Origin of the sequence: Nonomuraea sp. B5E05 (assembly GCF_039880665.1) — a bacterium.
In the GTDB taxonomy this organism is placed as follows: domain Bacteria; phylum Actinomycetota; class Actinomycetes; order Streptosporangiales; family Streptosporangiaceae; genus Nonomuraea.
Genome location: NZ_JBDPMJ010000004.1, coordinates 178,043 through 200,316, shown reverse-complemented (window position 1 = coordinate 200,316; position 22,274 = coordinate 178,043). Strand labels below are relative to the sequence as shown.

17 protein-coding genes are annotated in these 22,274 nt (G+C 71.1%); 9 read left to right on the top strand and 8 right to left on the bottom strand.

The genetic code is table 11. The features are described from left to right. Nucleotides 1–23: 23 nt before the first annotated feature. Nucleotides 24–1,781 carry an ABC transporter substrate-binding protein gene (locus tag ABGB01_RS09685; protein ID WP_347772464.1) on the bottom strand — a complete coding sequence of 586 codons (1,758 nt, stop codon included), beginning with the start codon at nucleotides 1,779–1,781 and terminating at the stop codon, nucleotides 24–26. Nucleotides 1,782–2,289: 508 nt separating this feature from the next. Between ABGB01_RS09685 and ABGB01_RS09680 the strand changes: the two genes are divergently transcribed. After that, a complete protein-coding gene (locus ABGB01_RS09680; RefSeq protein ID WP_347772462.1) occupies nucleotides 2,290–3,090 on the top strand; it encodes a CAP domain-containing protein in 801 nt (266 codons plus the stop codon). Nucleotides 3,091–3,153: 63 nt separating this feature from the next. On the opposite strand, the gene ABGB01_RS09675 is transcribed toward ABGB01_RS09680, so the two are convergent. The 4 genes from ABGB01_RS09675 to ABGB01_RS09660 are packed head-to-tail and all read right to left on the bottom strand — an operon-like array spanning nucleotide 3,154 to nucleotide 9,496. Then, entirely contained in the window at nucleotides 3,154–4,554 is a 1,401-nt protein-coding gene (locus ABGB01_RS09675) for a sugar porter family MFS transporter (RefSeq protein ID WP_347772460.1), read from the bottom strand. A gap of 54 nt (nucleotides 4,555–4,608) precedes the next feature. Further along, a complete protein-coding gene (locus tag ABGB01_RS09670; RefSeq protein WP_347772458.1) occupies nucleotides 4,609–7,083 on the bottom strand; it encodes a polynucleotide kinase-phosphatase in 2,475 nt (824 codons plus the stop codon). After that, nucleotides 7,067–8,536 (bottom strand): 3' terminal RNA ribose 2'-O-methyltransferase Hen1, encoded by a 1,470-nt coding sequence (locus ABGB01_RS09665; protein ID WP_347772456.1) that lies wholly within the window; start codon nucleotides 8,534–8,536, stop codon nucleotides 7,067–7,069. The genes ABGB01_RS09670 and ABGB01_RS09665 overlap by 17 nt, the downstream gene beginning before the upstream one ends. Nucleotides 8,537–8,578: 42 nt before the next feature. Further along, nucleotides 8,579–9,496 (bottom strand): LLM class F420-dependent oxidoreductase, encoded by a 918-nt coding sequence (locus ABGB01_RS09660; RefSeq protein WP_347772454.1) that lies wholly within the window; start codon nucleotides 9,494–9,496, stop codon nucleotides 8,579–8,581. 119 nt (nucleotides 9,497–9,615) lie between these two features. Here ABGB01_RS09660 and ABGB01_RS09655 point away from each other — a divergent pair, with 119 nt between their 5' ends. The 4 genes from ABGB01_RS09655 (at nucleotide 9,616) to ABGB01_RS09640 (ending at nucleotide 13,547) form a co-directional block, all read left to right on the top strand. Continuing rightward, a complete protein-coding gene (locus ABGB01_RS09655) occupies nucleotides 9,616–10,605 on the top strand; it encodes a hypothetical protein (RefSeq protein ID WP_347772452.1) in 990 nt (329 codons plus the stop codon). A gap of 51 nt (nucleotides 10,606–10,656) precedes the next feature. Continuing rightward, nucleotides 10,657–11,772, top strand: a complete 1,116-nt coding sequence (locus ABGB01_RS09650; RefSeq protein ID WP_347772450.1) for a histidine kinase — start codon at nucleotides 10,657–10,659, stop codon at nucleotides 11,770–11,772. Next, nucleotides 11,769–12,875 (top strand): histidine kinase, encoded by a 1,107-nt coding sequence (locus ABGB01_RS09645; RefSeq protein ID WP_347772448.1) that lies wholly within the window; start codon nucleotides 11,769–11,771, stop codon nucleotides 12,873–12,875. Before ABGB01_RS09650 ends, ABGB01_RS09645 begins: the two co-directional genes overlap by 4 nt. A 72-nt stretch (nucleotides 12,876–12,947) precedes the next feature. Then, nucleotides 12,948–13,547 carry a response regulator transcription factor gene (locus ABGB01_RS09640; RefSeq protein ID WP_347772446.1) on the top strand — a complete coding sequence of 200 codons (600 nt, stop codon included), beginning with the start codon at nucleotides 12,948–12,950 and terminating at the stop codon, nucleotides 13,545–13,547. A 64-nt stretch (nucleotides 13,548–13,611) separates the two neighbouring features. On the opposite strand, the gene ABGB01_RS09635 is transcribed toward ABGB01_RS09640, so the two are convergent. Continuing rightward, nucleotides 13,612–14,862: a class I SAM-dependent RNA methyltransferase gene (locus ABGB01_RS09635; RefSeq protein WP_347772444.1), complete on the bottom strand. Its 1,251-nt coding sequence runs from the start codon at nucleotides 14,860–14,862 to the stop codon at nucleotides 13,612–13,614. Nucleotides 14,863–14,950: 88 nt separating this feature from the next. On the opposite strand from ABGB01_RS09635, the gene ABGB01_RS09630 reads away from it, so the two are divergent. Further along, nucleotides 14,951–16,588 (top strand): alpha/beta-hydrolase family protein, encoded by a 1,638-nt coding sequence (locus tag ABGB01_RS09630; protein ID WP_347772442.1) that lies wholly within the window; start codon nucleotides 14,951–14,953, stop codon nucleotides 16,586–16,588. Here ABGB01_RS09630 and ABGB01_RS09625 read toward each other — a convergent pair. Next, entirely contained in the window at nucleotides 16,575–18,617 is a 2,043-nt protein-coding gene (locus tag ABGB01_RS09625; RefSeq protein ID WP_347772440.1) for an APC family permease, read from the bottom strand. The two genes, ABGB01_RS09630 and ABGB01_RS09625, sit on opposite strands and share 14 nt — an antisense overlap. Before the next feature lie 102 nt (nucleotides 18,618–18,719). Between ABGB01_RS09625 and ABGB01_RS09620 the strand changes: the two genes are divergently transcribed. After that, entirely contained in the window at nucleotides 18,720–19,385 is a 666-nt protein-coding gene (locus ABGB01_RS09620) for a TrkA family potassium uptake protein (protein ID WP_347772438.1), read from the top strand. Then, a complete protein-coding gene (locus ABGB01_RS09615) occupies nucleotides 19,385–20,044 on the top strand; it encodes a TrkA family potassium uptake protein (RefSeq protein WP_347646821.1) in 660 nt (219 codons plus the stop codon). The genes ABGB01_RS09620 and ABGB01_RS09615 overlap by 1 nt, the downstream gene beginning before the upstream one ends. 45 nt (nucleotides 20,045–20,089) lie before the next feature. On the opposite strand, the gene ABGB01_RS09610 is transcribed toward ABGB01_RS09615, so the two are convergent. Next, nucleotides 20,090–20,317 (bottom strand): hypothetical protein, encoded by a 228-nt coding sequence (locus tag ABGB01_RS09610; protein ID WP_347772436.1) that lies wholly within the window; start codon nucleotides 20,315–20,317, stop codon nucleotides 20,090–20,092. Between the two features lie 152 nt (nucleotides 20,318–20,469). On the opposite strand from ABGB01_RS09610, the gene ABGB01_RS09605 reads away from it, so the two are divergent. Beyond that, the gene (locus ABGB01_RS09605; protein WP_347772434.1) at nucleotides 20,470–22,200 is read left to right on the top strand and encodes an HAD-IIB family hydrolase; all 1,731 of its coding nucleotides are present in this window, start codon (nucleotides 20,470–20,472) and stop codon (nucleotides 22,198–22,200) included. Nucleotides 22,201–22,274: the final 74 nt, after the last annotated feature.

The window sequence follows — 22,274 nt, the reverse complement described above, 5'->3', positions numbered from 1 at the left end:
GCGGAGGGGTGAACGGTCAGAGGTCAGGAGCCGGCGGGCTGGAGCTGGGCGAGCGTCTCGAAGCCGCCCAGCTCGAACCAGTTACGCCACATGACGGCGCCGGTCTTGGGTGCGCTGCCCTCCGCGGCCGGCCAGTTCTTCCACGTGCTGGTGCTGTGCTGCGCCCACAGGCCGTTGTACCAGAGCGGGATGATCGGCATGTCGTCGAAGTGGATCTGCTGGAGCTGCGAGGTGATCTTCTGCATGCCGGCGGTGTCGTCGGTCTTGACCTGGTCGAGCTGCTGCACGAGGTCCCAGGCCTTCTCGTTCTCGTAGCGGGCGAAGTTGACCGTGTTCTGCTGCTTCCTGACCGGCAGCTGGAACATGTACTCGTAGTAGGTGTACGGCGAGTTCGACAGCTGGCGCTCGTTGTTGATGAGCAGGTCGAAGTCGCCCTCGGTGCGCTTCTCCACCAGGGCGTTGAAGTCGGGGAAGTCGGGCGTGATCTGGATGCCGGCGGCCTTGGCGCTGGTCGCGATCGACCGGGCCGACTCCATCCAGTCGGTCCAGCCCGACGGCACGATGAGCGTCAGGCTGATCTTGGAGCCGTCCTTGTTCTCCACGAACCCGTCGCCGTCGCCGTCCTTGTAGCCGGCGTCGGCCAGCAGCTTCTTCGCCTTGCCCGTGTCGAAGGCGAAGCCGGACGCGGACACCACGTTCTTGTCCACGAACGTGTCCCACTGCGGGAGCAGGCCCGTCGGGCTGGCCGCCTTGACGAGGTTGCCGTACACGCTCTCGACGATCTTCTTGACGTCGATCGACGAGGCCAGCGCCTTGCGGAAGGCGGGGTCGTCCATCGGCTTCTTCGTGGTGTTGGGCACCAGCCAGGCGGTGTTGGCCGACAACATGTACGGCGGCTCTTTGTAGTAGGTGGTCAGGCCGAAGTTGCCCTGCACCAGGTTGGCCACGCCGGGCAGGAAGTTGTTGCTGAGGTCGAGGCCCTTCTGCAGCAGCATGCCCATCGCGACCTCGTTGCTCGGTGTGGCGATGTCGACGATGTAGCGGGGCTTGGGCTCCATGTCGAGGGCCGCCTTGCCCCACCAGTCGTCACGCCGCTGCAGGACCACGCGGTCCTGGTCCTTGCTCATGAACGTGTACGCGCCCGTGGAGACCGGGTCGTCGTTGGTCCCGTCGAGCACCTCCTTCTCCGAGCGGTCCTTCCACACGTGCTCGGGGACGATCGCCCGGCTGTAGAGCATGTAGTCCCACTGCTGGTAGTTGGCCTCGGAGAAGGTGAACCTCACGGTCTGGTCGTCGGTCGCCTCGACCTTCTCCAGCCAGTCCCAGAGGTTGTGGAACGGGATCGTCTCCATCTTGCCGAGCTCGAAGGTGTAGACGACGTCCTTGGCGGCGAACGGCTGGCCGTCGGACCACTTGACGCCCTGGCGGAGCTTGAGCTCGTAGGTGGTGTCATCGGTCCACGAGCCGCTCTCGGCCAGCCACGGGACGAGCTTGGCCGCGTTGGTGTCGTAGTGGAACAGCGTCTCGTACACCAGGCCCTTGGTGCCCACGGCGGAGTCCCACTCCCGGATGGGGTTGTAGTTGAGGGGCGGACCCCACTGGGTGCCGGTGGTGTACAGCGTCTCGTTGCGCGGCAGTTGGTCGGGGTCGGCGCTGGCGGCGCCGGACTGGCCCTGTGCCTGTGAGGCCGGCGGGTTCGGCGTGGATCCGCCGCCGGTGCAGGCCGTGGCCAGCAGGCCCGCCGCCACGACCGGGATGAGGATCCGAGCCCGGATACGCATCTCTTCTCTCCTTCCTCCGCGCCAGGCGCGAAGGTTCGCACGTCTGCTAGACAACCCCGATGAGCGGCTTCGAACGGGCCCGCATCCGCATGGGAGCGCTCCCATCAGGGAAGGCGAGCACACTCCCGCCCGCTGGCCGGTGAGCGATCACTTCTTCAGTAGTCGTAGGCCGGCGACGGCCTGCTGAACCGGATAAGTACCGCGAACGTAAATTCCTGGTGACGCGTACGTCAAGGGCCGTGACGCTTTCGAGACGTGGTCCTGGAAACGCTCTCACTGCGGACCTGCCACACGCCGAGGCATGAAACGACCACATCAGCGGGTACGGCCTAACCGGTTCAACCGGCGACCCGGCACGGGAGGCAGCGGGGACCCCAGGTTGATCGCGGCGTCGCCTCTCGAGTCACCTTGGTTTACCGGCTTTTATCGCGATTCGATGACAAATCGGTAGCTTTCCCGACAGAATGCGGTCCCATCCAGCATCTATCGCAACTGGAGGCACACCCTTATGCGTAGACCCCTTGGGGTTCTCGCCGGACTCGTGACCGTGGCGGCGCTGGGCGCGCCGCTCGGCACGGCGCAGGCCGCCACCGCATCCGAGGCCGCGTGCCGGGTGAACGTGGCCAAGCCCCGGCTCAACGACGAGGCACAGAAGATCACGTCATTCGCCGTCCGCCGCGGGTGCTTCGGCCCCGCGCTCCTCCGCATCCGCATCAAGCGCGCCGTGGAGGGACGGGACCCTGTCGTCAAGAGCGGCGCGACCAGGAACGGCCGCATCACCCTGAAGACCGACTGCCGGCCGGGCACCTATTACGCGTTCGCCACCGACTACCGCGGCCACACCGTCAAGTCCAAGGCCGCCAAGCTGACGTGCGCCCCGGGCGACGACGCCACTCCTCCCCCCTCCTCGGGCGGGGTGGGTACGGCCGTGGAGAACGAGGTCGTCAAGCTGACCAACGCCGAACGCGCCAAGGGCGGCTGCGGGCCGCTCAAGCACGACCGGAAGCTCCGCGCCGCCGCCGTCGGCCACTCCTCCGACATGGCGGAGCAGAACAAGATGGCGCACAAACTCCCCGGCCGACCCGACCTCGGGCAGCGCATCAAGGCGGCGGGCCTCACCGGGTTCCGGGCATGGGGAGAGAACGTCGCCTGGGGCCAGCCCTCCGCGGCCTCCGTGGTGCGGGCCTGGATGAACAGCTCCGGCCACCGGGCCAACATCATGAACTGCCGCTACAACCTCATCGGTGTCGGCGCGAAGAAGGACGGCCAGGGCCGGATCTACTGGACCCAGGACTTCGTCACGAAGTGATCCCCCAACGGAACGCACGGGCGACGGTGGCCGTGGGCGTGTGCCCCGGCCACCCCGGCCGTCTCAGCCCATCTCCTCAAGCTTGCGCCCCTTGGTCTCCCTGACCCACTTGGCGACGAACAGGAAGGAAAGGACGGCGAAGACCGAGTACGCGGCGTACGTGAGCGACAGGTTCCACTCCGACAGCGCCGGGAACGACACCGTGATCAGCCAGTTGGCGATCCACTGTGCCCCCGCGGCGACGCCCAGGGCGGCGGCGCGGATGCGGTTGGGGAACATCTCGCCGAGCAGCACCCAGACCACCACACCCCAGGACAGCGCGAAGAACAGCACGAACACGTTCGCCGCCACGAGCGCGATCGCCCCTTGCGGGTTGGGCAGGGACACCGTCCCCTCCACCATCCGCGCCGCGCTGAACGCCCACGCCGCGGTGGCCAGCGAGATCGCCATCCCGGCCGACCCGATCATGAGCAGCGGCCGCCGGCCGATCTTGTCGACCAGCGAGATGGCGATGAACGTGCCGATGATGTTGATGATCGAGCTGGAGAAGCTGATCAGCAACGAGTCGGCCTGGTTGATGCCGACCGACTGCCACAACACGGACGAGTAGTAGAAGATCACGTTGATGCCGACGAGTTGCTGGAAGGCCGACAAGACGATGCCGATCCAGACGATCGGCAGCAACCCGAGCGCGGGGCCGCGCAGGTCCTTCAGCCCCGGCACCTTCTCGGTGCGCAGCACGTGCTGGATCTCCGCCACCCTTGCGTCGAGGTCGATGTCCTTGCCCTCGACCTCGGCCAGCACCTCGCGCGCCTTCCTGCTCCGCCCCGACATGATCAGGTAACGCGGGGACTCCGGGATGACCGAGGCGAACAGCAGGTAGAGCAGGGCGGGCACGACGCACGCCCCGAGCATCCACTGCCAGGCCTGCAGCGGCCCCAGGTGGTTGTTGACGTTGCCGCCGGCGATGCTGGCGATCACGTAGTTGACGAGCTGTGAGACGGCGATGCCGAGCACGATGGCCAGCTGCTGGAACGAGCCCAGCCGCCCCCGGTAGGCGGGCGGGGCCACCTCTGCGATGTAGGCGGGCCCGAGCACCGACGCCATGCCGATGGCGAAACCCGCGACCACCCGCCAGAACCCCAGATCCCAGACGGCGAACGGCAACATCTGCCCGATCGAGCTGACCGCGAACAGCGCCGCCGCCACCTGCATGGACCGGGTGCGCCCCAGCCGGTCGGCCATCCGGCCGCCCATCCAGGCGCCCAGGGCGGACCCGAGCAGCGCGATCGCCACCACGAATCCGATCACGACCGGCCCCACGCGGAAGTGGTTCTGGATCCCGACGACCGCGCCGTTGATGACGGAGCTGTCGTAGCCGAACAGGAACCCGCCGACAGCCGCCGCCGCCGTGATGAAAACGACGTGGCTCAAGTGCTCTTGATGGGTGTGCTGAGTAGCCATGCAGGTCCTTCCCCCAGGCCGGGGAACTACCCGCGGATCACCCACGTATGCCCGTCACAGGCGGGGGTCGACCGGCTCCGACTCCAGGGCCAGCACCGCGAAGACCGGCTCGTGGACGCGCCATCCCGGCTCGCCGTCGGCCAGCCGGGACAGCGCCTCCAGCCCCAGCGCGTACTCGCGCAGCGCCAGCGAGCGCTTCTTGCCGAGGAAGCGCCTGCGCAGCACGTCGAGCGACTCGGTGTAGTCGGGGCCGTAGATGATCCGCAGGTATTCGCGCCCCCGCACCTTGACCCCCGGCTGCACGCGGCCCGGCGCGTAGGCGGCCGGCTTGACCACCATGCCCTCGCCGCCCGCCGCCGTCATCGACTCCCACCAGGCGGTGGCCGCGGCCCTGGACTCGGGCGAGCCGAGCGTCACGAAGACGTGCTCGGTCCTCGCGATCAGCGGGGACTCGAGCAGCCCCAGCGTGGACAGGTGCCAGGCGTGCGGCTCCAGCGCCGTGGCCCTCCCCTCGCAGGCCAGGATCTGGAACGGCGCCACCCGGATCCCCTCCAGCCCGTCGACGGGCCAGCAGTACCGCGCGTACGCGTCGCGGAACAGGGCGGCGTTGCCGGAGCGGCGCCGGGTGCGGCCGAGCAGATCACCGACCTCAAGTCCGCGACCGGCCGCCGCCTCCAGGGCCGCGATCGCCTCGGGCAGCGCGGCGCGGGCGGCCGCCCCGACGGAGGCGTACTGCGACCTGATCAGCTCGCCCGCCTTCGCCGACCAGGGCAGCAGCTCGCAGTCGAGCACCACCCAGTCGGAGCCCAGCTCAGCCCAGAGCGGCTCGCAGGCCTCGCGCAACCGTGCCACCAGGGGCGCGGTGTCGGCGAAGAACGGCCGCCCGGTGCGCGTGAACACCGCGCCCGCGCTGCCGTCGCTCACGCCGAACCGGGCGGCGGCCACCTCCGGCGTCCTGGCCAGCACGGCGACGGCCCGCGAGCCCATGTGCTTCTCCTCGCACACGACCTCGCTCACCCCGGCGGCGGCGAACTCCTCGAACGCCTCGTGCGGGTGCTCCAGGTAGCCATCGAGAGTGGAGGTCTCCGGCGGCGCCATGGTGGGCGGCAGGTAGACCAGCCAGTGCGGGTCGACCGCGAACCGGCTCATGATTTCCAGCGCGGCGGCCGCGTTCTCCTCCATGATCTTGACCCGGGCGCCGAACCTGGTCTCGACGTGCCGGGTGCCGATCACGTCGTTGATGTCGAGCATGCCGGGATCGCGCACCTGGGCGGCGCCGAGCGGCTTCGCCGGCTCGTACCACACCTTCTCGGCGGGAACCTGGACGAGCTCTCGCTCCGGATAGCGCAGCGCGGTCAGGTGGCCGCCGAACACGCAGCCCTTGTCGAGGCAGATCGTGTTGTTCACCCACTCGGGGGCGACCGTGGGCGTGTGGCCGTAGACGACCGTGGCCCGGCCCCGGTATTCGTCGGCCCACGGGTAGCGGACCGGCAGGCCGTACTCGTCGGTCTCGCCGGTCGTGTCGCCGTACAGGGCGAACGCGCGCACCCGGCCCGAGGCGCGGCCGTGGTAGGCCTCCTTCAGCCCCGCGTGCGCGACGACCAGCCGGCCGCCGTCGAGGCGGTAGTGGCTGAGCAGGCCGTCCATGAACGTCCTGGCCCGCTCGGCGAAGCCGGGCGGCTGTGCGGCGAGCTGGTCGAGCGACTCCTGCAGGCCGTGCGCGACCTTGACCTTGCGTCCGTTGAGCGCGCGCACCAGCTTCTGCTCGTGGTTGCCCATCACGCAGATCGCGGTGCCGGCCTCGACCATGTCCATGACCAGGCGCAGCACGCCCGGCGTGTCGGGCCCGCGGTCCACCAGGTCGCCGACGAACACCGCGGTGCGGCCCTCCGGGTGCGTGAGCCCCTGCGGGCCGCGCTGCCAGCCGAGCTTCCCGAGCAGGGTCTCCAGCTCCGAACGGCAGCCGTGGACGTCGCCGATGATGTCGAACGGCCCGGTCAGCTCCGTCTTGTCCGACCACGCCTTCTCGTAGCCGACCGTGGCGGCGTCGATCTCGTCGAGGCCCCGCAGCACGTGGACCTTCCTGAAGCCGTCGCGCGAGATCTTGCCGAGCGATCGGCGCAGGTCCTTGCGCTGCCTGATCACCACGCCGGGGCCGAAGTCGCGGTCGGGGCGGGCGGCGTTGCGCTCGATCGCCACCTCCTCCGGCACGTCGAGCACGATCGCGTCGGCCAGCACGTCGTGTTTCCTGGCCAGCTCGATGAGGCTCTTGCGGGCGGCGTACTGGACGTTGGTGGCGTCGACGACGGTGAGCAGCCCTCTGGCCAGGCGCACGCCGACGATGTGGTGCAGCAGGTCGAACGCCGCGGGCGTGGCCGACTGGTCGTTCTCGTCGTCCGAGACCAGGCCCCGGCAGAAGTCGGAGGAGATGACCTGCGTGGGCCCGAAGTGCCGGGCCGCGAACGTGGACTTGCCGCTGCCGGAGACGCCGACGAGCACCACGAGGGAGAGCTCAGGAACGCTGATCACGGGTGAACACTCCCATCTGGGTGGGCGGGCCGACCTCGGGGTCGTCGTCGCCGACCGGTTCGAAGGCCACCTGGTAGCCGTACTGCCCGGCCACCCGGGTGGCCCAGGCGGCGAACTCGGCGCGGGTCCACTCGAAACGGTGGTCGGGGTGGCGCAGCCCGGTCAGGAACTCGTAGCGGACGTTGTGCTCGATGTTGGGCGTGGTGACGAGCACGTGCCCGGGTCTGGCATGGGCGAACACGACGCGTTCGAGCGCGGCCAGCCGGGGCGGGTCGACGTGCTCGATCACCTCCATGAGGACGGCGGCGTCGTAGCCGGACAGCCGCTTGTCCGTGTAGGTGAGCGCGCCCTGGAACAGGGTGAGCCGGGCCCGCCTGTTGTCCGGCATGCGGTCGAGGCGCAGCTTGCGGGCGGCGATGGTGAGGGCCATCGACGAGACGTCCATGCCGCCGACCCTGGCGAACCGGGGCCTGGCCAGCAGCGCGCCGACCAGCTCGCCCTGACCGCACCCGAGGTCGATCACGCTGGCCGCGCCGAGCTGTTCCAGCTTGGCGAGCACGGCCTCGCGCCGCCGCACGCTGAGCGACCTGCCCTTGGGCGCGCCACCGCCCGCACCCTCGCGCGCCTCGGCGTCCCGCACCGCGACCTCCTGCGCGTCGGGCTCGTCGGCGGGCGCGTCCTCCTCGACCGCGGGCTCCAGTTGCTCCTCGGTCTCGTCGCCCAGCTCCGCCAGGCGCGCCAGCGCGGTGCGGGCCAGCTTCGAGCGCCGCCCCAGGTAACGCCGGGTGATCAGGCCGCGCTCCGGGTGGCCGTGCAGCCATCCCTCCCCCGCCCTGATGAGCTTGTCGACCTCGTCGGGCGCGATCCAGTAGTGCTTGCCGTCATCGAGCACCGGCAGCAGGACGTACAGGTGGTTGAGGGCGTCGGCCAGGCGGGCGGACCCGCTCAGGGTGAGCCGGACGTAGCGGGACTCCCCCCACTCCGGGAAGCCGTCGTCGAGCACGATCGGCTGAGCGGCCACCTCCCAGCCGAGCGGCTCGAACAGCCGCCGCGCCAGGCCGGGCCCGCCCCGGCAGGGCAGCGCGGGCAGCCGCAGCTCCAGCGGCAGCGGCGTGCCCGGCAGCTCGGGCCTGGCCCGGCACCGGCCGGCCCGCGCGGTGCGGAACACGTCGGCCAGCGCCACGGCCAGCAGCGAGGAGGCGGCGTAGGGGCGGTCGTTGACGTACTGCGACAGGCTGAAGTCGGGCGAGCCCTTGCCGCGCGACCTGACCAGCGCGATCGGGTCGACCTCGAGCACGAGCGCCGCCGTGCAGCGCTCGTCGCCGGCCTCGGGGTAGAACACCGTGGCCGTGCCGAACGACTGGCCGAACTCCTGCACGCGCTCGGGATGCTTGTGCAGGAGGAAGCCGAGATCGGTGGCGGGCCTCGCGGTGGTCGTGATCGTCAACAGCACCCGCACAAGTGTGCCGTAACCACGCGAAGCGCCGCCAATCGATTACGCCACGTGCGGAAGCACCTCGGCGGCGATCAGCTCCAGGTGCTCCAGGTCGGCCAGGTCGAGGATCTGCAGGTAGACATGCTCCGCGCCGAGCTCGGCGAGCTTGGCGAGCTTCTCTGCCACCTCGGCGGGGGTGCCGGCCAGGCCGCGCTCGCGCAGGGTGTCCGGGTTCTCGCCGATGGCCGCCGCACGCCGCTCGACCTCCGCCTGGCCGGCTCCCACGACCGTGGTGTGCGCCGTCGACAGCAGCACGGTGCGCCCGGTGCTCTCGCACGCCGCGCGCACCCGGTCGAAGGCCTCCTTGATCTCCGGCAGGGTGCGGAACGGCACGTTGTACTCGTCCGCGTACGTCGCCGCCAGCCGGGGCGTGCGCTTGGCGCCGAACCCGCCGATGATGACCGGCGGCCTGGGCCGCTGGACGGGCTTGGGCAGGGCGGGCGAGTCGGCGAGCCGGTAGTAGCTGCCCTCGAAGGAGTAGCCCTTCTCCGCCGTCCACAGGCCCGTGATGATCTCGAGCTGCTCCTCGAAGCGCGCGAAACGCTCGCCCGTCGGCGGGAAGGGGATGCCGTACGCGGCGTGCTCGCCGTCGTACCAGCCGGTGCCGAAGCCCAGCTCGGCCCGGCCCCCGCTCATCTGGTCGACCTGGGCCACGCTGATCGCCAGCGGCCCCGGCAGCCGGAAGGTGGCCGGGCTCACCAGCGTGCCCAGCCGGATCCTTGAGGTCTCCCTGGCCAGGCCGGCAAGCGTGATCCAGGCGTCGGTCGAGCCGGGGCCCGGGTCGCCGGCGCCGATGCGCTGGTAGTGGTCAGACCGGAAAAAAGCGTCGAAACCCAGGCGTTCGGCAGCCTGTGCGACGGAGAGCAGGTCGTCATATGTCGCGCCCTGCTGGGGCTCAGTGAAGATCCGCAGCTTCATGCCCACATTATCCGCACACAACGGACGCGAACCTGCAAAGGGCCGCGCCGTGCCGCCCGCGGTTGGTAGCGTGCACCCGCCAGCGCTGTACGTAGCCGACCGACCACACGGGGTGGCCTATGCCGCGGCACACCAGGGAGCCCGGCCTGCTCCCGCGTCCTCTGGCGATCCTGGGCGCGCTCGCGCTCGTCGCGGGCACCGGCACGGCGATCCGCCTGCTCCCGGCGGACGGCCGGCCTCCGCCGGCGGCGTCCCCACCGGTCGCGCGGCCGTCGCCCTCGCTCTCGCCCGTGGTCTCCGAGGAGCCCCCGCCGACGACGTACGTGACGTTCGTCGACTCCGCCCGCGAGCCCGAGTTCGACCTCCCCGCCCGGTACCACCGCACCGGCGTCCGCCGGTACGCGCTCGCCCACCTCGTCACGGGCGGCGACGGCTGCGTCCCGACCTGGACGGGCTCCCCCGCTCCCGGCAAGCCGATCGGCCGGCTCAGGGCGCTGGGCGGTGACGCCGTGCTCGTGTTCGGCGGGGAGGGTGAGCGCGAGCTGGCCGCGACCTGCACCCGGTCCGGCGCGCTCGCCACGGCCTACCGCGAAATCGTCGGAGCCTACGGCGCCACCGCCATCGACTTCGAGGTCCGCGACAGCGCCGACAAGGCCGCCGTGCTGCGCAGGGCGCGCGCCATCAACGCCCTGCAGCAGGAGCGCGACCTGCGCGTGAGCTTCACCCTGCCGCTGAAACCCGGCGGGCTGAGCTCGGCCGACGCGGCGATGTTGCGGACCACCCGCCGGGCGGGCGCGGACATCGGGACCGTCAACCTGCTGGCCGCTCTCGGGCCGCGCACGGCGCACCGCAGCCGGCTGGGCAGGGTGGCGACGGCCGTGCGGGCGGCCCGCGCCCAGGTCGCGCGGGCGCAGGGCCTGGACGATCCCGGCGAGGCGTGGGAGCGCATCGCGCTGACCCCGGTGCTGGCCGGCGGCTCCGATCTGCGTGCGTCGGACGCGCGCACGCTGGCCGCCTACGCCACCCGCCACCGGCTGGCCTGGCTGTCGCTGCGTGGAGCGGAGCCGCCGCAGGGCGTCTCGCGGATTCTCTGGCGGGCGCTGTCCTGAATATAGGATTCCGGGAAGCGGTGAGGTTTCTGTCAGCATGGGGAGGGCGTGATGGCGGCACGTCCCGACACGGCCAGAAAGCTCCTCATCTACTGGATGGACGCCGCGACGGTCCTGATGGCCCTGATGTTCGCCGGGTTCACCGTCGCGGAGATGGCGGTCGGCACGATCTCCGTCCCTCGCACGGTGGCCGTCCTCGTGTGCCTGCTCGGCTTCTTCGGGCTCTATCCCCTCCTCCTCAGGCAGGCCTTCGACCACCGGCCGAGGCCCACGCCGAAACTCGCGATCGCGGCGGTCTTCGCGGCGGGCGTGCTGCTGCTCATGCCGCACAGCGGCAACATCGCCGGCCTGCGCTGGGAGAGCGTCACTCTGTGGTTGTCGGCCGCCGCCCTCTTCCTGCCGCTGCGGGCGACGGCCTGCCTGTCCGCGGTCGCGATCGCCCTGTCCACCGCATTCGTCGTCCATGTGAGCGGCCAGACGTGGCCGAGCGTCCTGCTCAGCGAGTCGGCCGCGGCCACCGTCATGATCGGAGCCATGCTGCTGTGGCGCTGGCTCTGGTGGATGATCAGGGACGCGCACAAGAGCCGGGAGGCGAAGGCCAGCCTGGCCGTCGCGGAGGAGCGGCTGCGCTTCGCCCGTGACCTGCACGACCTGCTCGGCCACAGCCTCGCGGTGATCACGCTGAAGAGCGAGCTGGCCGCCAAGCTGGCCACCAAGGACACCGCGAGGGCGGCCGCCGAGATGGCCGCCGTACGCGAGCTGGCCGGCGAGTCGCTGGCCGAGGTGCAGCAGGCCGTGCACGGCTACCAGATGCTCGACCTGGACGAGGAGCTCGACGGCGTACGCGTCGCGCTGGAGGCCACGGGCGCCCGCTGCGTGATCGAGGCCAGGGCCGACGGGCTGCCGCCGGAGTCGCGGACGCTGCTGGCGTGGGCGGTGCGCGAGGGCGGCACCAACGTGCTCAAGCACAGCAGGGCCACCCATTGCGCCATCACCATCGACGGGGGCGTGCTCGAAATGGTCAACGACGGCGTGAACGGTCAGCCGGGCACGCCCGGCAACGGCCTGCGCGGGCTGTCGGAGCGGCTGGTCGCGGCGGGCGGCTCGTTCTCCGCGGCGCCGACCAGGTCGGGCGAGTTCCTGCTGCGCGCGGCGGTGCCGCCGTGAAGGTGATCTCCCGCGTACGGAACGCGACGAAGTTCGACAAGGCCCGCTGGCTGATCGTCTGGTCCGCGGACCTTCTCCTGCTGCTGTCCGGCATCGGATTCTTCGACCTGTACCTCCGCTGGCAGCTGGGCCTGCCCTGGCCGGTGGTCGCGGCCGCCGCGGTGTTGCTGCTGGTCTTCACCGTGTTGAGCACGCGGCCGTTCAGGATCGCCGTCAGGGGCGGGAAACGGCCCACGGCGATCATCGCGGTCACCGGGGTGATCGTCCTCCTTCTGTCTGTCCTCCCGCTCATCTGGGTGATCCCGGCGTGGCTGGGGCTGATCACGGCGTTCGCCCGCAGAACGACCGTCATCGCCCTGTCGGTCGCGTCGATCGTGGTCATCAACCTGTACGTGACGCTGGCCAACGCCTTCTCTCCCCAACTGGTGCTCGTACAGACGGTGATGACCATCATCGCCGTCGGCGCGATGTGGGCCAACATGCGGCTCTGGCACCTGACCAAGGAGGCGCACGAAGGGCAGGAGGCGCTGTCCAGGCTGGCGGTGTCGGAGGAGCGGCTGCGCTTCGCCCGCGACCTCAACGACCTGCTCGGGCAGAGCCTCACCGACATCGCGGCCAGGACCGCCTGCGCCGAGCAGACTCTGCGTTCCGGGCAGGAGGCTGCCGCGGCCGGGATGTTCGAGGTGCGCGACCTGGCCAGGCAGTCGCTGCGCGAGGTGCGCAACGTCGTCCAGAACTACCGGGCGATCGATCTCGACGAGGTCCTCGCCAGCGTCCGGGCGGTGCTGGAGGCGGCGAACGTACGCTGCACCGTGCGCGCGGAGACCGCCTCGCTGTCGCCCGAGACGCGCACGCTGCTGGCCACGGTCGTGCGCGAGGGCGCGACGAACGTGCTCAAGCACAGCAAGGCCGAACGCTGCACGATCACGATCCAGGACGGAGTGCTGGAGATGTCCAACGACGGGGTGAACGGGCCGGTGGGCGAGCACGCGCCGAACGGCCTGGCGGGGCTGGCCCAGCGCGTGCGCGCGGCGGGCGGCACCCTGGTGGCCGAGCCGACCCGCGAGGGCCGCTACCTCCTGCGCGCGGCGGTGCCCGCATGACCGCGCACGTGGCGCGTACGAGGAGCACACCCCCATGACCACGCACGTGCCGTGCACGAGGAGGACACCCGCATGACCACACGTGTGCTGCTCGCCGACGACGAGCACCTCGTCAGGGGCGCCATCGCGGCCCTGCTCGACCTGGAGGACGGCATCGAGGTCGTGGCCCAGGTGGGCAGGGGCGACGAGGTCGTGACCGCGGTGGCCGAGCACCGGCCCGACGTGGCCGTCCTCGACATCGAGATGCCGGGCATGGACGGCCTGAGCGCCGCCGAGCGGATCAGCTCCCAGTGCAAGATCGTCATCCTGACCAGCCTGGGCCGTCCCGGCTACCTGCGCCGGGCCATGGCGGCGGGCGTGAGCGGCTTCCTCGGCAAGGACGCCTCCGCGGAGGAGCTGGCGATGGCCATCCGCAAGGTCCAGGCGGGCGGGCGCTACCTCGACGCCGAGCTGGCCGCCGCGGCGATGGCCGCCGGCGACAGCCCGCTGACCGAGCGCGAGCGCGACGCGCTCCGCCTGGCCGGCGACGGGGCCACGATCTCCAGGATCGCCGGAGAGCTGCACCTGACCGAGGGCACCGTACGCAACTATCTGTCCAGCGCCATGACCAAGCTCAACGCGCAGAACCGCCTGGAGGCCATCCGCACGGCGCAGCGCATGGGCTGGCTCTGAGGTCCGCCCGCCACGGCACCACCCGCCCGCGCACGACCACCCGGTCCGCGCAGGGCCGCCTGGTCTATGCCCGGACGAGCAGCGCGACGCACTCCACGTGATGGGTCATCGGGAACGCGTCGAACGCCCGCAGCTCCGACAGGGTGTAGCCGCGCTCCGCCAGCCAGGCCAGGTCGCGGGCGAGGGTGGCCGGGTCGCACGACACGTACACGATCCGCAGGGCGTCCAGCGACGCGATGCGCGTCACCACCTCGCGCCCCAGCCCCGCCCTCGGCGGGTCGACCACGACGAGGTCGGCCCGCTCGATCTGGAACCGGTCGAGTGCGTCCTCGACGCGCCCGCGCTCCACCCGCGCCTGCGGCAGGTCGCGGAGGTTGGCGCGGGCGTCACGGACCGCGGACTCCTCCGACTCCACTCCGAACACCGCGCCCTCGGGGCCCACGGCCTCCGCCAGGCCGGCCGCGAACAGGCCGACGCCGCAGTAGAGGTCGAGCGCCCACTCCCCCGGTTCGGGGGCGGCGTACGCCAGCACCGCGTCCAGCAGCGTCTCGGCGGCTCCGGGGTGCACCTGCCAGAAGCCGCTGCCCGCCACCCGGAACCGGCGATCGCCCACCTGCTCGTGCAGCACGCCTGAGCCGCGCCGCGGCACCGTGCGGCCCTTGCCCTGGTCGAGCAGGACGGAGGCGGGCGCTTCGAGGTCGGGCACCGTGACGCTGCGCCGGGGCCTGGGCTTGACGACCACGGCCCGGTCGCCGCCGGACGAGGCGATGACCTCGATGCTCGACGCGCCAGGCCAGGTGTGCTCCTCGGCGGCGACCGCCTCGACCTCGGGGTGGGCGATCAGGCAGGCGTCGACGACCTCGATGTCGTGGGAGCGGTGGCGGCGGAAGCCCAGCTCGCCGGAGGGCAGCGCGGCGAACTGCACCCGCGTGCGCCAGCCGAGGCCGTCCTTGGCCCCCGGCACCTCCTCGACCACGACCTCGCGCTCAATGCCCGCCAGCCGCTGCAGCTGCTCGGTCACGACCTGCGCCTTGAGCCGCCGCTGCGCCTCGGGCGTGGCGTGCTGCCAGTCGCAGCCGCCGCAGCGCCCGGGCCCGGCGTAGGGGCAGGGCGGGACGACACGATCGGGCGACGGCTCGAGGATCTCCACGGCGTCGGCCCGCAGGAACCGGGTGGTCTCCTCGGTGACGTCGGCGATCACCCGCTCGCCGGGCAGGGCGTGGCGGACGAAGACCACGCGCCCTTCGTGCCGTGCCACGCACCAGCCGCCGTGGGCGACCGGACCTACCGTCAACTCGAGAGATGCCTGTTCCACACCGACACCCTATGTGCGCGGGCGCGGCGGGCTGTCACGGGCGGGGGCGGCGACGTCCGCCACGGGCGGGCCGTTACCCTAGGTGATCGTGGACGAGGGGCGGGTGGTGCGACGGCGGCTCGGATTCGGGGGGACGCTGCTGGCCGTGCTGTTCGCCTGCGCCTCCCTGACGCCGTCGTTGCTGCCCCGCACGTGGCTCCTGCAGGGGGTCATGGGCGCCGTCACCGGGATCATCGGCTATGCGGCGGGCGCGGCGCTGGGCGCGCTGGCGCGTTCGGTGATCCGCTACCGTCCGTCCGAGCGGGCACGGTGGATCGCCTGGCAGGTCCTGATCGCGGGCTGCGCCGCGGTGGCCGCGATCACGCTCTGGTACAGCTACGACTGGCAGCGCGACCTGCGGGCGCTCATGGGCATGGACACGCGGATCACCTGGTTCCCGCCGGTGATCCTCGCCGTGGCCCTCGTCCTGTTCGCCGTGATCCTGTTCCTGTGCAGGCTGGTACGCCTGGGTGGCCGCAGGCTGATCGGCTGGCTGGACCGGTTCCTGCCGTCGTACGCGGGGCACGCCATCGGGGTGCTCGTCATCGCCGTCCTGGTGGGGGTGCTGGCGAACGACGTGCTGTTCTCCGGGTTCGTGGCCAGGGTGAGCGACGTCTCGTCGGTCGCCAACAAGGGCACCAACCCGGGCGTGCGCCCGCCCGGGTCGCGTTCCCTGTCGGGCGGCCCGGGCTCGCTGGTGAGCTGGGAGTCGCTGGGCAGGGAGGGCCGTAGTTTCGCCGGCAGCGCCGTCACCCCCGCCCTGCTGACCGCCTTCTCCGGCCGTCCGGCCGCCGAGCCCATCAGGGTGTACGTCGGCCTCGAAGCCGCGGCCACCCCCGAGGCGCAGGCGGCGCTGGCCGTGCGCGAGCTGGAGCGCACCGGCGCGTTCGACCGGCCGATCATCGCCGTGCTCGGCACCACCGGCACCGGCTGGGTGGACGAGCACATCGCCGACGCGCTCGAATACATGTACAACGGCCGCTCCGCCATGGTCGCGGTGCAGTACTCCTACCTGCCGAGCTGGGTGTCGTTCCTGGTCGACAGGGGCAGGGCGGCGGCCGCGGGCAAGGCGTTGTTCGAGGCGGTGCACGCCCGGCTGGCCCTGCTGCCGCCCGATGACCGGCCGCGGCTGGTGGTGTCGGGGGAGAGCCTGGGCTCGTACGAGCTGGAGCGGGCGTTCAGCGACCTGGACGAGATGGTGGCCAGGACGGACGGTGCGTTGTTCGTCGGGCCGCCGAACGCCGACCCGATATGGCGGCGGCTCACCGAGGACCGCGAGCCCGGCAGCCCGGTGTGGCGGCCGGTCTACGACGACGGCAGGACGGCCAGGTTCGCCCAGCGCACCGCCGACCTGAGCCGCCCGCCCGGCCCGTGGCCGCACCCTCGCGTGGTCTACCTGCAGAACGCCTCCGACCCGGTGGTGTGGTGGACGCCGGAGCTGATCTACCGCAGGCCGGCCTGGCTGGAGGAGCCGCGGGCGCCGGGCATGAACCCGCAGATGAACTGGTTCCCGCTGGTGACGTTCTGGCAGGTGCTGGTGGACATGACGGCCGCGCTGTCGGTGCCGCCCGGGCACGGGCACCGCTACAACTCCGACATCGTGGACGGGTGGGCCGCCGTGGCCCCGCCGCCGGGTTGGAGCGCGGACGACACCGGCAGTCTGCGCGCGCTGATCAGCGGGAACTGAGACGCCCCCCGTCGTCGCTCTGCTGCGCGGGACGCCGCACCGCGCCGGGCGCGAACGGCTCGGGCCTGCCCTTGAGCCGGTCGGAGGAGTGCAGCTGCCAGGGCACGCTGGTCACCATGACCCCCGGCTTGAACAGCAGGCGCGCCTTCAGCCGGAGCGCGCTCTGGTTGTGCAGCAGGTGCTCCCACCAGTGGCCGACCACGTACTCCGGGATGAACACGGTCACCACGTCGCGCGGTGAGCGCCTGCGCAGCGTCTTGACGTAGTCGAGGACGGGCTGGGTGATCTCGCGGTAGGGCGAGTCGAGCATCTTGAGCGGCACCGGGATGCCCAGGCGCTCCCACTCCTCCTGCAGCCTGCGCGCCTCCTCCCCCTCGACGCCCACGGTGATGGCCTCCAGCGTGGACGGCCGGGTGACGCGGGCGTACGCGAGGGCGCGCATGGTCGGCTTGTGGATCTTGGAGACCAGCACGATCGCGTGGTTGCGCGCGGGCAGTATGGCCGGTTCGTCGTCCTCGGTGATCTCCAGCTCGGCCGCCACGTTGTCGTAGTGACGCCTGATGCCTTTCATCATGAGGAACAGGATCGGCATCACGATCACCACGATCCACGCCCCGACCAGGAACTTCGTCAGCAGCACGACGATGAGCACCAGCCCCGTCATGATCGCCCCGAAGAAGTTGATCGCGCGGGAGCGGAACATCTGGTGCCGGATCCTGGGCTCGGTCTCGGTCTTCAGATGACGGGTCCAGTGGATGACCATGCCGGTCTGGCTCAGCGTGAACGAGACGAAGACCCCGACGATGTAGAGGTTGAGCAGGCGGCTGACGTCCGCGTCGAACCCCCAGAGGAGCAGGCACGCGCCGAGCGCCAGAATGACGATGCCGTTGGAGAAGGCCAGCCGGTCGCCGCGGGTGTGCAGCTGGCGCGGCAGGTAACGGTCCTGCGCCAGGATCGAGCCGAGCACGGGGAAGCCGTTGAAGGCCGTGTTGGCGGCCAGGAAGAGGATCAGCGCCGTCACCGCCGAGATGACGATGAACGGCATCGACCCGCCCCCGAACACCGCGTCGGCCACCTGGGAGATGATCGGCTGCTGGTAGTACTCTGGGCCCACGGGCGTGCCGTCCGGCCTGAGCAGGTCCTCGGCGACCACCGACGGCTCGGCCACCTTCACCCCTGACGCCAGGCCGAGGGCGATGATGCCGCTGAACATGCTGATCGCCACCAGCCCCATCATCAGCAGCGTGGTGGCGGCGTTCTTGCTCTTGGGCTTCCTGAACGCGGGCACGCCGTTGCTGATGGCCTCGACGCCGGTCAGGGCCGCGCAGCCGGAGGAGAACGCGCGCAGGATCAGGAACGCCGCGGCGAAGGCGGTGAGGTCGGTCTGCTCGGGTTTGATGGTGAAGTGGGCGCTGGGCGCCTCGATCTGCTCGCCCAGGATCAGCAGCCGGAACCCGCCCCAGGCGATCAGCCCCAGGACGGCGACCATGAACGCGTACGTCGGGACGGCGAACGCGGCACCCGACTCGCGGATGCCGCGCAGGTTGACCACCGTCAGCAGGACGACGATGACGATGGCGACGGCGGTCTTGTGCTGGCCCACGAACGGGATCGTGGCGCCGACGTAGTCGACGCCGTTGGCGACGGACACCGCGACGGTCAGCACGTAGTCGACCATGAGAGCGCTGGCCACGGTGAGCCCGGCGTTGCCGCCGAGATTGGTGGTCGCGATCTCGTAGTCGCCGCCGCCGCTGGGGTAGGCGTGCACGTTCTGCCGGTACGACGCCACGACCGTGAGCATCACGACCACGACGGCGAGCGCCACCCACGGGCTGTAGGCGTAGAAGGAGGCGCCCGCGAGCGAGAGGATGACGAGGATCTCCTGGGGCGCGTACGCCACGGACGAGAGGGCGTCACTCGCGAAGACGGGCAGGGCGATGCGTTTTCGCAGGAGTTGCTCGTGGAGTTGCCCGCTACGCAAGGCACGTCCCACGAGCACGCGTTTGACGAGATCCGTCACCTTCGACACGTAACGAGATGCTAGTCCTGTGCCAGGGGGATCGAACGCGGCAGCCCCCATCGGGCCATACTGGTGTCGAGCAACCTGCCGACCGCGAACATGCGGGGGGAAATGCATATTGTGATCATGGGATGTGGCCGGGTGGGTTCGACCCTCGCGCACATCCTCGAAGACGGCGGTCATTCCGTCGCCATCATCGACCGCGACCCGCAGGCGTTCCGGCGGCTGCGGGCCGGGTTCCGCGGGCGGCGGGTGACGGGTGTGGGCTTCGATCGCGACGTGCTCACCGAGGCGGGCGTCGAGTCCGCGGCCGCGTTCGTGGCGGTCTCCAGCGGCGACAACTCCAACATCATCTCCGCCCGCGTGGCGCGTGAGACGTTCGGTGTCGACAACGTGGTGGCCCGCATCTACGACCCCCGCCGGGCCGAGGTCTACCAGCGGCTGGGCATCCCGACGGTGGCGACCGTGCGCTGGACCGCCGACCAGATCATGCGCCGCATCCTCCCCGAGGGCGCCGAGCCGCTCTGGCGCGACCCCACCGGCACCGTCGTCCTGGCCGAGGCGGCCGCGAACCCGGCCTGGATCGGCACGCGCGTCGTCGAGCTCGAGGAGCGGGCACGGGCACGCGTCGCCTTCATCGCCCGCATGGGCGAGGCCGTGACGATCGGGCCCGACACGGTGGTGCAGGAGGGCGACGTGCTGCACGTCATCGCCGCCGAGAGCGACATGGACCGGATCAACAAGGTGCTCGCCGCGGCACCGGAAGAGGAAGACTGATGCGCGTCGCCATCGCCGGAGCGGGTGCCGTGGGCCGCTCCATCGCGGCCGAGCTCCTGGAGAACGGCCACGACGTGCTGCTCATCGACGTCGACCCCGGCGCCATCAAGATCGACAGCGTGCCGCGCGCGGAGTGGTTGCTCGCCGACGCCTGCGAGATCGCCTCCCTCGACGAGGCCGGGCTCAACAACTGCCACGTCGTGGTGGCCTCCACCGGCGACGACAAGGTCAACCTGGTGGTGTCGCTGCTGGCCAAGACCGAATACGGCGTGCCGCGCGTGGTCGCCCGCATCAACCACCCCAACAACGAGTGGCTGTTCAACGAGTCGTGGGGCGTCGACGTGGCCGTCTCGACCCCGCGCCTGCTGAGCGCGCTGGTGGAGGAGGCGGTGAGCGTCGGTGACCTGGTGCGCCTGATGACGTTCCGCCAGGGGCAGGCCAACCTGGTCGAGCTCACCCTCGCCGACGACGCCCCTGTGGTGGGGCATCGGGCCGGCTCGGTGCCGTGGCCCGTCGACGCCGCCCTGGTGGCGATCCTGCGCGAGGGGCGGGTGCTCGTCCCCACGGCGGACGATCCGCTGGAGGCGGGCGACGAGTTGCTCTTCGTGGCCAACCAGGAGGTCGAGCAGGAGCTGGCCCACCTGCTGTCGCAGCACTGACGGAAGGCCCCCTCGCGAGCGGCGCACGAGGGGGTCGCGCCGCCTTCAGGACTCCCAGACGAACTCGTTGAACCGGTTGGGGTCGTCCTTGTCGGCGCAGAATCTGTGGCTACGCGGCGACTGGTAGGGAATGTCGACGTATGTCTCGCTGCTGATGTTCTTGCCGCACGTCAGGTTCTGCGGGTCGGTGTCGTCATCGGCGATGGCGGGCACGGCCGCGAGCAGCAGGGCCGCGGCGGTCAGGGCAAGGGCGGCGGCAACGCTTCTGAGCATGATGGCTCCGTACGGGTGAGAGGGCAGTTCTGCCGCGATTCTTACCCTCCGTAGCGAATCATGTACTTAAGGGTTGCTTCCCGAGGTCTTTACCGTCTGCGACTTTCCGCGCCCCGGCCGGATGTCCCGCGATCGGCGGGTAGGGGGAACCCATGCGCCACAACGTGCTGGCTTGTGACTATGACGGGACCCTGGCCGTCGGGGGCCGCGTGGCCGAGACGACGATCGAAGCCCTGGAGCGGCTCTCCCGCGCCGGCATCAAGCTCGTACTGGCCACCGGACGCGAGCTTGACGACCTGCTCTCCGTGTTCCCGCACCCCGGCCTGTTCGACCTGATCGTCGCCGAGAACGGCGGCCTGCTGTACGACCCGGGGCAGCGCACCCGCGACACCCTGGCCACGCCTCCGCCCGCCGCGCTGGCCGACCGGCTGCGCCGCGAAGGGGTCAACCCGCTGGGCGTGGGGCAGGTGGTGGTCGCCACGCGCGAGCCGCACGACGTACGCGTCCTGGCGGCCATCCGGGACCTCGGGCTGGAGCTGCAGGTGATCTACAACAAGGGCGCCGTCATGGTGCTGCCGCCGGGCGTGAACAAGGCGAGCGGCCTGGCCGCCGCCCTCGACCGGCTGTCGCTGTCGGCGCACAGCACGGTCGCGGTCGGCGACGGGGAGAACGACCACGCGTTCCTGACCGCCGCCGAGTGCGGCGCCGCCGTCGCCGACGCGCTGCCCGCGCTCAGGGACTCGTGCGACCTGCGCCTGGCGGGTGAGGCCGGCGACGGGGTGGCCGAGCTGGCCGGGATGATGCTCTCGGGCGACCTGGACGCGGTGGACGTGCCGCGCCGCCACGTCCTGCTCGGCCATCGCGACGGCGAGGAGGTGCGGCTGCGGCCGTACGGCTCCGGGCTCCTGGTGGCGGGCCCCTCGGGCAGCGGCAAGTCCACGGTGACGACGGCGCTGCTGGAGCGGCTCGTCGGCGACGGCTATCAGTGCGTGATCGTGGACCCTGAAGGCGACTACGCCGACTATCCGGGCATCACCGTGCTCGGCGACCCGGACCGGGTGCCCGGCGTGGAGGAGGTCGCGCACGTGCTGGAGCAGCCGCGGCAGAGCGTCGTGGTCAACCTGATCGGCCTGCAACTGCGCGACCGCCCCGCCTACTTCGCCGAGCTGCTGCCCCGGCTGACCGGCGTGCGCGCCAAGCTCGGCCACCCGCACTGGGTGGTCGTCGACGAGGTCCACCACCTGCTGCCCGCCGAGGTACGGCGCGTGCCGCTGGGCGAGGCCGCCGACCTCGGATCGTTGCTGATGATCACCGTGCATCCCGAGGCGGTGAGCGCCGAGGCGCTGCGCCTGGTGACGACCACGATCGCGGTGGGCAAGGAGCCCGAAAGCACGCTCGCCGCGTTCGCCGGCGCCCTCGGCCAGGAGGCGCCCTCACTCGACCCGGTCGCCGATGGCGACATCGCGCTGTGGCAGCGCGGGGACGAGGCGGCCCGGCACCTCACCCTGACGCCCGCGACCGTCGAACGCACCCGGCACCGCCGCAAGTACGCGGCGGGCACCATGGCCAAGGACAAGAGCTTCTACTTCACCGGGCCCGGCGAGCGGCTGCGGTTGCGGGCGCGTAACCTGCACACCTTCGTCGAGCTGGCCGAGGGCGTGGACGACGACACCTGGCTGCACCACCTGCGCAGGGGCGACTACTCGCAGTGGATCCGCGACTGCCTCGGGGACGCCGGCCTGGCCGACGAGGTCGCGGAGCTGGAGCGGGCGGACGAGCCGCAGCCCACGGAGAGCAGGCAGCGGGTGGCCGACCTCATCGGCAGGCGCTACACCCTTCCCGCCGAGCCCACCGCCTTCGACCCGGACCACGACGACCGCTGACCGGCCACGCCACCGATGCTCCAGCGGAAGTCCAGCAGATTGCTTTGACAATCAAACCTTCCATTGATTAGAGT

Bases quoted from the DNA above. Each gene is read 5' to 3' on its own strand.
- ABGB01_RS09640 (WP_347772446.1), top strand. From the start codon at position 12,948: ATGACCACACGTGTGCTGCTCGCCGACGACGAGCACCTCGTCAGGGGC.
- ABGB01_RS09605 (WP_347772434.1), top strand. From the start codon at position 20,470: ATGCGCCACAACGTGCTGGCTTGTGACTATGACGGGACCCTGGCCGTC.
- ABGB01_RS09685 (WP_347772464.1), bottom strand. From the start codon at position 1,781: ATGCGTATCCGGGCTCGGATCCTCATCCCGGTCGTGGCGGCGGGCCTG.
- ABGB01_RS09680 (WP_347772462.1), top strand. From the start codon at position 2,290: ATGCGTAGACCCCTTGGGGTTCTCGCCGGACTCGTGACCGTGGCGGCG.
- ABGB01_RS09615 (WP_347646821.1), top strand. From the start codon at position 19,385: ATGCGCGTCGCCATCGCCGGAGCGGGTGCCGTGGGCCGCTCCATCGCG.
- ABGB01_RS09660 (WP_347772454.1), bottom strand. From the start codon at position 9,496: ATGAAGCTGCGGATCTTCACTGAGCCCCAGCAGGGCGCGACATATGAC.
- ABGB01_RS09675 (WP_347772460.1), bottom strand. From the start codon at position 4,554: ATGGCTACTCAGCACACCCATCAAGAGCACTTGAGCCACGTCGTTTTC.
- ABGB01_RS09610 (WP_347772436.1), bottom strand. From the start codon at position 20,317: ATGCTCAGAAGCGTTGCCGCCGCCCTTGCCCTGACCGCCGCGGCCCTG.
- ABGB01_RS09655 (WP_347772452.1), top strand. From the start codon at position 9,616: ATGCCGCGGCACACCAGGGAGCCCGGCCTGCTCCCGCGTCCTCTGGCG.
- ABGB01_RS09650 (WP_347772450.1), top strand. From the start codon at position 10,657: ATGGCGGCACGTCCCGACACGGCCAGAAAGCTCCTCATCTACTGGATG.
- ABGB01_RS09620 (WP_347772438.1), top strand. From the start codon at position 18,720: ATGCATATTGTGATCATGGGATGTGGCCGGGTGGGTTCGACCCTCGCG.